This window comes from Rhodoplanes roseus (assembly GCF_003258865.1).
In the GTDB taxonomy this organism is placed as follows: Bacteria; Pseudomonadota; Alphaproteobacteria; order Rhizobiales; family Xanthobacteraceae; genus Rhodoplanes; species Rhodoplanes roseus.
On the sequence record NZ_NPEX01000202.1, the window covers coordinates 1 to 10,871 of the forward strand.

Consider the following 10,871-nt stretch of genomic DNA (forward strand, 5'->3'; position numbering starts at 1 on the left):
CGCTCGATCATCATCGGAAACGCCGGGCTCCAGGTCAGATCCGGCCGCGGCTCGACGGCCGCCATCGCGGCCCCCAGATCCTCGGCGAGCAGCGGGCGGGCGTCCTTGGTGGCGTCGAACAGGTTCAGCGCCGCCTGCAGCCGCCCCGCCGTGTCGCCGGCGCGCGGCAGCGCCGCCGCGATCAGATCGCGGCCTTCTCTCAGTTCGAGCGCGATGTCGACGCCGGCCTTCTGCTTCGCCAGTGTGTCGCGACGCCACGTCGCGAACACGCTGGTCCACGCCTCGATCGCGAAAGCATGACGGCCGAGCTCGATGGGCACGAAGGTCCCGTGCCAGCGGTCGTTCCCGGCATGCACCAGCGGCGCCGTCCACCAGCCGCGCTCGCCGTCGCGGCGCCAGCGGAGCGCCGCCGCCGTGACCTCGTGGCCGTCGCGAAAAATATCCGCCCAGACGTCGACCGGCTCGCCGACGATCCGCTTCACCGGGAACCGGCCGGCATCGATGGTCGGGTAGACGTCCTCGATGACGTAGCGCCGGCCGTAGACGTCCGAGTCGAGCGGCGTCGCGTCCAGGGCCGTCGAGAGGCGCGGATCGTGCGTCATGATCGGTACTTTTCGCGTGTTCTGGAGCTGCTACCCACCGCCGAAGGAAAACGAATTACCACGGGTCCGGTTCCATTCGCGGCCCGGCGCAGGGCAGCCCTGCCGGCGCCTCCGACGGTGGCGTGACGCCGCCGTTCGGGCCACCGGCGACACCCCGATGCACCATTGTTTCGAATCGTGATCCCGATTTTCACCCGCGTTCTCGCCGCATTTTCGGCAGTGCCGCGGCGGCAGGGAACCAGTGAACAACTAAGTTGTTGTTTCGAGGCAGGAACGAGACTTCTGCAGTCGCTCCCAGGAGGGCACAAGTGGACATCGTCGTGGTTTCCAACCGGGTGGCACGCGTGAAGGCCGACGAGCCCGTGACGGGCGGCCTGGCCGCAGCTCTGCTTCCTGCCGTGACGGAATCCGGCGCCATCTGGGTCGGCGCCAGCGGCCGCACGCGGGACGTCTGCGGCAAGGAGCCGTTCGTCGAGGTGGAGGCGCTCGGCAAAGGCGCGCTCGCGACGCTCGACCTGCCGTCCGCGCACTATCGCGGCTATTACGAGGGCTTCGCCAACTCGGCGCTGTGGCCCGCGCTGCATTCGCGCGCCGACCTGATCAACACCAGCCCGCAGGACTACGCCTCGTATCGTGAGGTGAACTGCTACATGGCGCGGGCGCTGCTGCGCTTCTGCCGCACCAAGGGCATGGTGTGGGTGCAGGATTATCATTTCTTGCCGCTCGGCGCGGATCTGCGCAAGCTCGGCGTCACCCAGCCGATCGGCTTCTTCCTGCACACGCCGCTGCCGGGCCGCGACATGCTGGTGACGATCCCGCATCATCGCGAGCTGATCGAAACGATGCTGGCCTACGATCTGATCGGCTTTCAGACGATCGACGGTAAGCGCAACTTCGAGGACTATGTCCGCCGGGAGCTGGGTCTTCCCGTCGTCGGATCGAGCGTGCGGTCGCGGCACGGCGAGACGCGCCTCGGCGTCTTCCCGATCAGCATCGACACCGAGCTGTTCGCCAACCGCGCCACCAAGGCGGCGGCCCGGCCCGAAGTGTCGCGGCTGCGCTCCAGCCTGCAGGGCGCCAAGCTGATCATCGGCGTCGACCGGGTCGACTACTCGAAGGGCCTGGGCAACCGCGTGCGCGGCTTCGCCGAGCTTCTGGACAACGAGCCGTCGGTCCGGCGCGGCGTCACGATGATGCAGGTGGCGGTGCCGTCGCGCGGCGACATTCCAGCCTACAAGGCGCTGAAGTCCGAGATCGCCACGCTGGTGAGCGACGTCAACGGCCGCTACGGCGAGCCCGACTGGACGCCGATCCGCTATCTCAACAAGGGCTTCTCTCAGACGACCCTGGCCGGGTTCTACCGGACCGCCAATGTTGGACTCGTGACACCGCTCAACGACGGCATGAATCTGGTCGCCAAGGAATACGTCGCGGCGCAGAATCCGTTCGATCCCGGCGTGCTGGTCCTGTCGGAATTCGCCGGCGCCGCGCGCGAGCTCGACGCCGCCCTGATCGTCAATCCGCACGACTCCTCGGCCATCGCGGGGGCGCTCGGTCGGGCGCTGACGATGTCGGCGGAGGAACGCTCCGAACGCTGGCAGACGATGATGAAGGTCTTGCGTGCGTCGTCCGTCCAGCTATGGTTCGCGAACTTCGTTCGCGCCCTCGACGACTCGGCCTACATGGCGCTGCCGGTCGTCACCAAGGTCCCGACGGTGCCCGCGACCGGCTCGCGCGGCTCCGAGGCGCCGGTGGTGCGGTTCGAGCGCCACTGATCCGACCGCCACGGGTGATCCGACCGCCGCGGGCCGAGCACGGGACGAACCGATCGTCATGACTGAAGGCGAGCTGAGCCGTCGGGCCGAGGAATTCGGCGTCGAGACGAGCTATTACGACGCACGCGGCACGTTCCGCGAGGCGAGCGAGGACGCGGTGCGGGCGATCCTCGACGTGCTGGCGCGCAGCGGGCCGCCGCCCGGCGCCGAGCCGCACGTGCATGTCCGCCGCAAGGGCCACATCGAGCCAGTCTACGGAATCTGCAACGACGGCGCCGCCTGGCGCCTGATGCGCGGCAACCGCACGGTCGCCTCCGGCCATTGCGAGCACGGCGGCGTCGCGCTGCCGGAGAAGACCAAGGTCGGCTCGTATCGGCTGGCCGTCGACGGCGCCGACGGCGCGCGGCCGCAGGCCGTGCTGGTCGCCCCCGCCGCGGCGTGGCAGCCGAAGACCTTCGACCATGGCGGCCGCGTCTGGGCCTTCGCGGTCCAGCTCTACGGCGTGCGCTCGGCCCGCAACTGGGGCATCGGCGACTTCTCGGATCTGCGCGAGCTGGTGCGGGTCGCGGGATCGCTGGGCGCCGCCGGCGTCGCGCTCAATCCGCTGCACGCCATCACGCTCGACGACCCGAGCGCGATCAGTCCCTATTCGCCGACCAGCCGGCTCTTTCTCAATCCGCTGTATATTGACGTGACGGCCATTCCGGAGTTTCCGGGAGTCGACGGGACCAGCGTCGCCGGCGACGTCGCGCGGCTCCGCGACTCCGAGCAGGTCGATTACGCCGGCGTGATCCAGGCCAAGCTGAAAGGGCTGCGCGCCGCCTTCGACGCGTTCCGCGACAACGCCAGCGAGGAGCGGCGCGCGGACTTCGCCGCCTTCAAGGCGGAGCGCGGGCACTGGCTCGAAGGGTTCTGCGCCTTCGCGGTGCTGCGCGCCCGCCACGGCGGGCCGTGGTGGATGTGGCCCGAGGAGTGGCGCGCGCCGACCCGCGAGGCGCTGGCCGCGCTCGCCCGCAGCGACGGCGCCGAGCTGGACTTCCACGCCTTCGTGCAATGGACCGCCGACCGCCAGCTCGCCGCCTGCGCCGCCGTCGCGGCCGAGATCGGCATGCCGATCGGCCTCTATCTCGACGTCGCCGTCGGCGTCGCGGCCGACTCCGCCGACGTCTGGTCGAGCCAGGGCGCCTATGTGCGCGAGCTGTCGGCCGGCGCGCCGCCCGACCTCCTCAACACGGCCGGCCAGGACTGGGGCCTCGCCTCGTTCAATCCGCGTGTCCTGATGGACACCGACTTCGCCCTGCTGCGCGAGACGCTGCGCGCCGTGATGCGGCACGCCGGCGCGATCCGGCTCGACCACGTGCTGGGCTTCAACCGGCTCTACATGGTGCCGCACGGCTTCAAGCCCGACCAGGGCACGTATGTGCGCTTCCCGCTCGAGGCCATGATGGCCGTGGTGGCGCAGGAGAGTCAGGCCCAGCACTGCCTCGTCATCGGCGAGGATCTGGGCACCGTTCCGGACGGGTTCCGCGAGACGCTGGCCGGCTGGAACGTGTGGTCCTATCGGATCATGCTGTTCGAGCGCGAATGGAATACGGACAGCGCGTTCAGCCAGCCGGGCGAGTATCCGGAGCAGGCGCTGGTGTCGTTCTCGACCCACGACCTGCCGACCTTCTCGGGCTGGCTGTCCGGTCACGACCTCGACGTGAAGCACGGGCTCGGCATCGACCCCGGTGAATCAGTCGACGATCGACAATATGCGCGCAAGATGGCCGCAGAGGCCTTGCGTCGCGACGTCAATGCCGACCACGTCTCGTTCGACGGGATCGCCCGCTTCCTGGCCCGCACGCCGAGCCGCCTGCTGGTGGTCGCGGCCGAGGACGCCTTCCAGGTGGTCGACCAGCCGAACGTGCCCGGCACCATCAACGAGCATCCCAACTGGCGCCAGAAGCTGCCGGTGCGGCTGGAGGACTTCTCCACCGACCACCGCCTCGCCGAGGTCGCCCGCATCCTCCGCGAGGAAGGCCGCGCGTTCGGCTGAGGGCCCGTCCCGGGCCGCAGTCCGGTCGGCGCCACGGCGGCGCCGTCCGCGGGCGCTCGCCCCATAAGGTCGTGACCGTCGACGATCTCGCGCCGTCGCGTCCTCGGTGATCGCAGATGAACGAGTCCGGGCCCAGCCGCGATGGCGGCGGGCACCGGCGCCGTGCGCCACGTCACCGCCGACCTCGACTCCCGCGCATGTCATCCTCACACCCGACGCCGGCTCGCCGGCTCGCCGGCCGCCTCGACCGGGCGGCCGCAGTGGTCGCGCCGGACCCGGACTCGCGGCTTGAACAGTTATGGTCCATCGACTATGGTCGCAGTACCATAATCGCGGGAGCACTTGTCATGCAGAGCGGAGATGCGAGTCGGGCGATGGCTCGCGTCACGCGGGATGCCGTGCTGCGGACGCTGCTCGATCTCATCGACATCCGCAGCCCGACCGGGCACGAGGCGGACATGGCCGGCTACATCGTGCAGCGCCTTCGGCGCGCCGGTCTCGATGCGGCGCCGCAGCCGGTCGAGGACGGGCGGCCCAACGCCGTCGCCCATTGGCGCGGGACCGGGGACGGGCTCAATCTTCTGTTCACCGGTCACATGGACACCTCGTATTCGGGCGACGAGCCGCATCTCGACGGCGAGGGCTTCCGGCCGAAAGGAATCGAACGCGACGGCTGGGTCTGGGGGCTCGGCGCCAACAACATGAAGAGCGGGCTCGCCGGCCTGATCGTCGCGATCGAGGCGATCGCCCAGGCCGGGATCGAGCTGCGCGGCGACGTCTCTCTCGGCGCCGTCGTCGGGGAGATCGAGAAGGCGCCCGTCGAGGAGTTCCAGGGCCGCGACTATTCGGGCTACGGCATCGGCAGCAAGCATCTGGTGTCGCACGGCGTCACGGCCGACTACGCCCTGCTGGCGGAGCCCACGGCGATGCGGATCTGCACCGCCAACATGGGATGCCTGTGGGCCCGGATCACGCTGCGGGGCGGCGCGATGGCCCACTCCGCGCTCACCAACAAGCCCGGCACCGTCAACGCGATCTCGGCGATGATGCCGCTGGTCGAGGCGGTCGAGCAGTGGGCCGCCCGGTTTCGCGCCGAGAACGCCTTCATGGGCGAGCAGGCGAACGTGACGCTCGCCTGCATCCGCGGGGGCGCGCCGTGGCGGCTGTCGCGCAATCCCCAGGAGTGCAGCCTCTATCTCGATATCCGGACGGTCCCGGGCCAGACGGCCGACCAGGTCAAGCGGCAACTGCGGCGCCTGTTGCGGCAACACGCCGAGACGCACGGCGTCCAGGAGCCGGCCCTCGACTTCCTGGTGACCGACCCCGCCCTCACGCTCGAGCAGGATCTGCCGATCGTCGAGGCCTTGTCCGCCGCGCAGGCGGGCCTCATGGGCGAGGCGAGCCGTCCGTTCCTGCGCCGGCCGGGATCCGACGCGATCCATCTGTCGCGCTACGACGTGCCGTGCGTTCAGTTCGGCCCCGGCGGACGCCTGCATCCGGACGCGAAGGGACGCTCGATGCACGAGATCGGCGACCATGTCCTGCTCGACGACGTGGTCACGGCCTCGCGCATCTATCTCGCGACCGCGCTCGACCTCTGCAATCGGCCCGCCGTCGACGCGGGCCGCTGAAAAAGACACGACAGGGAGGAGACCATGCATCCAGATCGAGGATTCGCGACCCTACGCGCCGCCGCCTGTGCGCTGCTGATCGGCGCGACGGGCACGTCCGGCGCGTCCGCGCAGGACTATCCGACGCGCCCCATCACGTTCGTCGTGTCGTTCGCGCCCGGCGGGCTGTCCGACGTGCCGGCGCGGTTTCTGGGCGCCGAGATGCAGCAGCGCATCGGCGAGACGATCGTGGTCGAGAACCGGCCCGGCGCGTCCGGCATCAACGGCGCGAGCTCGGTGCTGCGCTCCAATCCGGACGGCTACACGCTGCTGGTCAGCGCCCTGTCCGAAGTCCAGAATCTGCACTACCTCTCGGTCCCCTACAAGTTCACCAGCGACTTCACCCCGATCGGCAAGATCGCCGACGGCCCGACCCTGGTCCTGATCGTCAAAGGCGACTCGCCCTACAAGACCCTCGACGATCTGATCCGGGTCGCGAAGGCGACGCCCGACAAGGTCACGTTCGCCACCTCGGGGCCGGCCACGTCGCCGGCGATCGCCGTGTCGCAGCTCAACGCGATGGCGGGCACCAAGATCGTCGACGTCCCCTATCGCGGAACGGCGCTGGCGGCCACGGCGGTGATGAGCGGCGAGGTCCAGGGCGCCTTCGTGTTCTATCCCAGCGCCAAGCCGATGGCCGACGACGGCAAGGTCCGCATCCTGGCCGTCGCGAGCCGCGAGCGGGTTACCCAGTTGAAGGACGTGCCGACGATGGCGGAGCTCGGCTTTCCGGGCTTCGAGCACAACGCCTTCGTCGGCCTGTCCGGGCCGCCGAACCTGCCGCCGGCCGTCGTCGCCAAGCTGAACAAGGTGCTCAACGAGACGGTTCATTCGCCGTCGTTCCGGGCCCGGATCGAGCCGCTCGGCATGGTGCCGCCGCAGGGCGCGAACACGCCCCAGGACTTCGCGACGTTCCTGGTGAAGGAGACCGAGTACCAGGCCGAGCTGGCCAAGGTCTCGGGCCGTCAGACCGTCAAGTAGGAGCAGATGCGGGCGCTCGGTTCACGCACCGGGCGCCCGGGCCGACCGTCCCGCCCCGAGCTGCGTCTTGATCCACTCGCACCAGTCGATCACCAGCCGCCGGCTGTCGATCTCCAGCATGATGTTCGCGCAGGTGCCGAACAGCGGATGCTGGAAGGCCGGTGGAAAGCCGACGTCGTTCTCGGTCTGCAGATACGTGCTGTGCGCCTTCAGGTTCTCGATCTCCTGGGCGGCCAGCGCGATCTGCCGGTCGAGGAACGCGACGGCTTCCTTCCTGCTCAGGAGCCACAGCGCATGCGCCCGGATGCTCAGCTCCCGCCGGCTGGAGAACGGCTCCGGCTCGCTTCTCAGCCAGTCGAGCAGGGTCTCTCGTCCGAGCGGCGTGAGCGTATAGACCTTCTTGTCGAACGGCCGGGCCTCCTTCACCACGCGGAACGTGACCTGCTTGTCCCGCTTCAGCTTGGCGAGCTCCTTGTAGATGTTGCTGTGCCCGGACGAGGCGAAGATCACGCTGCGGACCCCGGACGTGAAGCGGGACAGCTCGTAGCCGGTCCTCTCCTTGCGCGCCAGAAGGCTCAGCAGGGAATAGCCGAGCAACGAGATCGTGGCGCGAGGCGCGGCCGTGCTGGTCGAGGGTCTACGGCTCATCGCGGATCTCCGTTCGGCCGGAGAGATGCACGGCGGCGGACGGTTCCGCAACGGGAAATCGACACGGCGCACCTCGCCGAGATCGTCGCGACACACGAGGCCGGCCCGTCGCCGCCCCTCTGTTCACATCGAACGTCATTTATGGTACTTGGACCATAAAGAAACTGGGAGCCGTCCGTGTCGAGACCGTACTACCATCCTGATCCGGTTCGCGGAGAGGGCGCGCAGCAATATGTCGGTGTGCCCCATCAACTCACCGAGCCGTGGCCGGAAGAGTCCCGCAACGTGCGCCTGGTCGCGCATTCCGACCTGAACGGATGGGGCGACGCGTTCCAGATCCAGGTCGGCAAGGGAGTCTGCTACGTCGCCGCCTCCGGCGTGAACGGCCACAACGGGATGACGGTGCTCGACGTCTCGAACCCGTCGAAACCCAAGATCGTCGATCAGATCGTGGATTCGCCGGCGGCCCGCACGCACAAGGTGCTGCGGATCACCGACGACGTCCTGTTGACCAACAGCGAGCTCCGGCCGGCGCTGCGCAAGGAGTATCCGGACGCGATCCCGGGCCTGCGGATCCTCGACAACACCGATCCGTTCCATCCCAAATACGTGCGGCACATCCGCACCGAGGGGTTCGGCGTCCATCGTCCGATCTTCGACCGCAAGCGCAACCTGCTCTACAGCTCCGGCTTCAAGGACGGCTATCGCGGCAAGGTCCTGCTCGTCCACGACATGAATGACCCGTGGAATCCCGAGCTGATCGGCTTCGGCGTCATCCCGGGCCAGGCCGAGCACGAGGCGCCCACCTGGGACAGCACGCTGGTGTCCGACAAGCGCGTCTGGATCCACGAAGGCAATCCGTTCGGCAACTACGTGACGGCGGCCTATTGGGACGGCGGCATCGCGATGTTCGACCTGACGGACCCGACGTCACCGAAGTTCATGTGGCGGCAGAATCCGCACGAGACCCACGGCTGGCCGGGCTGCTATCACAGCTTCCTGGTGCCGGAAGGATCCGAGTTCGGCATCGCGACGCAGGAAACCACCACGGTGAACTGCGACGAGCCGCCGGCCTTCGTCACCTTCTACGACCTGCGCAACATCCAGCACCCGTTGCCGATCAGCACCTTCATGCCCTACGAGATCGACCCCTACAGCATGCGGCCGCTCGATCCGAAGTGGAGCCATACCGGCGCGCGGCACGGCGCGCACAACATCTGGCTCGACATGAAGAAGGACGATCTCGTCTATATCTGCTGGTTCAACGCGGGGCTGCGGATCATCGACTGGTCGAATCCGTTCCGGCCCAAGGAGGCCGGCTACTACATCCCGGCCGGCACCAAGGAGCGGTGCTGCCCGCAAAGCAACGACGTGCAGGTGGATCCGGAGACCGGGCTGATCTACATGGCCGACCGCTGGGGCCTCGGCCTGCACATTCTCGAATACACGGGCGGCTGAGCCCGGCGGTGCGACGGATCGACGGCCGGGGCTCCTCGTGACCCGACGTCGCACCCGCCGCCGAACAAGACGCCGTGTCGCGGAGACAGTCGACCGCGGCCACGGCGGCCCCGCCCCGATCGACGGCCCGGCGCCGGAGAACCGGGGCTCCGCGACCCTGTTGCGGTTGCGCAATCGTCCGGTTCATCCTAGGTGCAGGGACGAGCCAACCGCACGATGGGGCCCCATGTCCGCGCAAACGCATCTCTTCAAGTGCCTGTCCGACAATTACGGCGTGCTGGTCCATGATCCGGCGACCGGGGCCACGGCCGCGATCGATGCACCCGAGGCCTGGGCGGTCGACGCGGCCCTGAAGGAGACCGGCTGGACGCTCACCGACATTCTGGTCACCCATCACCATGGCGACCACACCGGCGGCATCGCCGAGCTGAAGGAGCGGCACGGCTGCAAGGTGACGGCGCCGCGCGACGAGAAGCAGCCCATCCCGGCCGTCGATGCGACGGTCGCGGGCGGCGACACCGTCAAGGTCGGCGGCCTGACCGCGCAGGTGATCGACACCCCCGGGCACACGGCCGGGCACATCGCCTACGTCTTCCCGGCCGACAAGATCGCCTTCGTGGGCGACACGCTGTTCTCGATCGGCTGCGGCCGCGTCATCGAGTGCACGCCCGACGTGATGTGGGCGTCGCTGGTGAAGCTGCGCGAGCTGCCGGACGACACGAAGATCTATTGCGGCCACGAATACACCAAGGCGAACATCAAGTTCGCGCTGACGATCGAGCCCGACAACCCGGCCCTGAAGGCGCGCGCCGCGGAGGCCGACCGGCAGATCGCCGCCGGCAAGCCGACCATCCCGGTGACGCTCGGCGAGGAGAAGCGGGCCAACCCGTTCCTGCGCGCCGACGTGCCCGTGGTCGCCACCGCGGTGAAGATGAGCGGCAAGCCCGCCGCCCAGGTCTTCGCCGAGGTGCGCGAGCGCAAGAACCGGTTCTGAGGGGCGCCCGTATGCGCCAGTCCGCCCTCACCCTGAGGAGGCTGCGCAGCAGCCGTCTCGAAGGGCGAGGGCGGCCGCGCCGATTGGGATTCGGCTCTCGCGAACCGGGGCCGCATGGTTCGAGACGCGCTCCTGGGGAGCGCTCCTCACCATGAGGGTGGAATCAGGGTGCGGAGACGCGCTGTCATGAGTGTCGGGATGACCGCCGCCGACATCGTCGACCTGCTCGGGCTCGCCCCGCATCCGGAGGGCGGGCATTTCCGCGAGACGTTCCGGGACGCGGCGGAGCCGGCAGGGCGGTCGGCGTCGACCGCGATCTACTTCCTGCTGGCGCGCGGCGAGCGCTCGCGCTGGCACCGGGTCGACGCCGTCGAGGTGTGGCACTGGTATGCCGGCAGTCCGCTGCGGCTGGAGATCGCGGCGGACGGCGAGCCCGCACGCACGATCCGGCTCGGCCACGATCTCGCCGCCGGCGAGCGGCCCCAGGCCGTGGTGCCGGCCGGCGCCTGGCAGGCGGCCGAGACGCTCGGCGACTGGACGCTGGTCGGCTGCACGGTGGCGCCGGGCTTCCTGTTCGACCGCTTCGAGCTGGCGCCGCCGGACTTTTCGCCGCCGGCGGGGTGACGCGAACGCGGCGTCGGCATGGGTCTTTCCGGGGCGCCGCGCAGCGGTGAACCCGGACTCCGGCGACGAAGATCGATACAT

9 protein-coding genes are annotated in these 10,871 nt (G+C 69.1%); 7 read left to right on the forward strand and 2 right to left on the reverse strand.

All coding sequences use genetic code 11. The features are described from left to right. Positions 1–602, reverse strand: a 602-nt coding sequence (locus CH341_RS22440; protein WP_146604580.1) for a maltotransferase domain-containing protein, incomplete at its 3' end; no start/stop codon positions are given. Between the two features lie 308 nt (positions 603–910). Here CH341_RS22440 and CH341_RS22445 point away from each other — a divergent pair. The 4 genes from CH341_RS22445 (at position 911) to CH341_RS22460 (ending at position 7,066) form a co-directional block, all read left to right on the forward strand. Continuing rightward, the gene (locus tag CH341_RS22445) at positions 911–2,377 is read left to right on the forward strand and encodes an alpha,alpha-trehalose-phosphate synthase (UDP-forming) (protein ID WP_111421200.1); all 1,467 of its coding nucleotides are present in this window, start codon (positions 911–913) and stop codon (positions 2,375–2,377) included. 58 nt (positions 2,378–2,435) lie between these two features. Continuing rightward, a complete protein-coding gene (malQ, locus tag CH341_RS22450) occupies positions 2,436–4,415 on the forward strand; it encodes a 4-alpha-glucanotransferase (protein WP_111421201.1) in 1,980 nt (659 codons plus the stop codon). A 374-nt stretch (positions 4,416–4,789) separates the two neighbouring features. Further along, on the forward strand, positions 4,790–6,046 hold the full coding sequence (locus CH341_RS22455; protein ID WP_170149763.1) for a M20 family metallopeptidase: 1,257 nt from the start codon (positions 4,790–4,792) through the stop codon (positions 6,044–6,046). A 24-nt stretch (positions 6,047–6,070) separates the two neighbouring features. Continuing rightward, positions 6,071–7,066, forward strand: coding sequence for a Bug family tripartite tricarboxylate transporter substrate binding protein (locus CH341_RS22460; protein WP_111421203.1), 996 nt, complete (start codon positions 6,071–6,073; stop codon positions 7,064–7,066). 21 nt (positions 7,067–7,087) lie between these two features. Here the strand turns inward: CH341_RS22460 and CH341_RS22465 are convergent, their stop codons facing one another. Then, entirely contained in the window at positions 7,088–7,714 is a 627-nt protein-coding gene (locus CH341_RS22465; protein WP_111421204.1) for a PadR family transcriptional regulator, read from the reverse strand. 177 nt (positions 7,715–7,891) lie between these two features. Here CH341_RS22465 and CH341_RS22470 point away from each other — a divergent pair, with 177 nt between their 5' ends. The 3 genes from CH341_RS22470 to CH341_RS22480 all read left to right on the forward strand — a co-directional run bounded on the left by CH341_RS22470 (position 7,892) and on the right by CH341_RS22480 (position 10,790). Next, a complete protein-coding gene (locus CH341_RS22470) occupies positions 7,892–9,172 on the forward strand; it encodes an LVIVD repeat-containing protein (RefSeq protein ID WP_111421205.1) in 1,281 nt (426 codons plus the stop codon). A 226-nt stretch (positions 9,173–9,398) separates the two neighbouring features. Next, positions 9,399–10,166 (forward strand): hydroxyacylglutathione hydrolase, encoded by a 768-nt coding sequence (gene gloB / locus CH341_RS22475; protein WP_111421206.1) that lies wholly within the window; start codon positions 9,399–9,401, stop codon positions 10,164–10,166. A gap of 186 nt (positions 10,167–10,352) precedes the next feature. Next, complete coding sequence (locus tag CH341_RS22480) at positions 10,353–10,790, forward strand: cupin domain-containing protein (protein WP_245431193.1); 438 nt, start codon at positions 10,353–10,355, stop codon at positions 10,788–10,790. Positions 10,791–10,871: the final 81 nt, after the last annotated feature.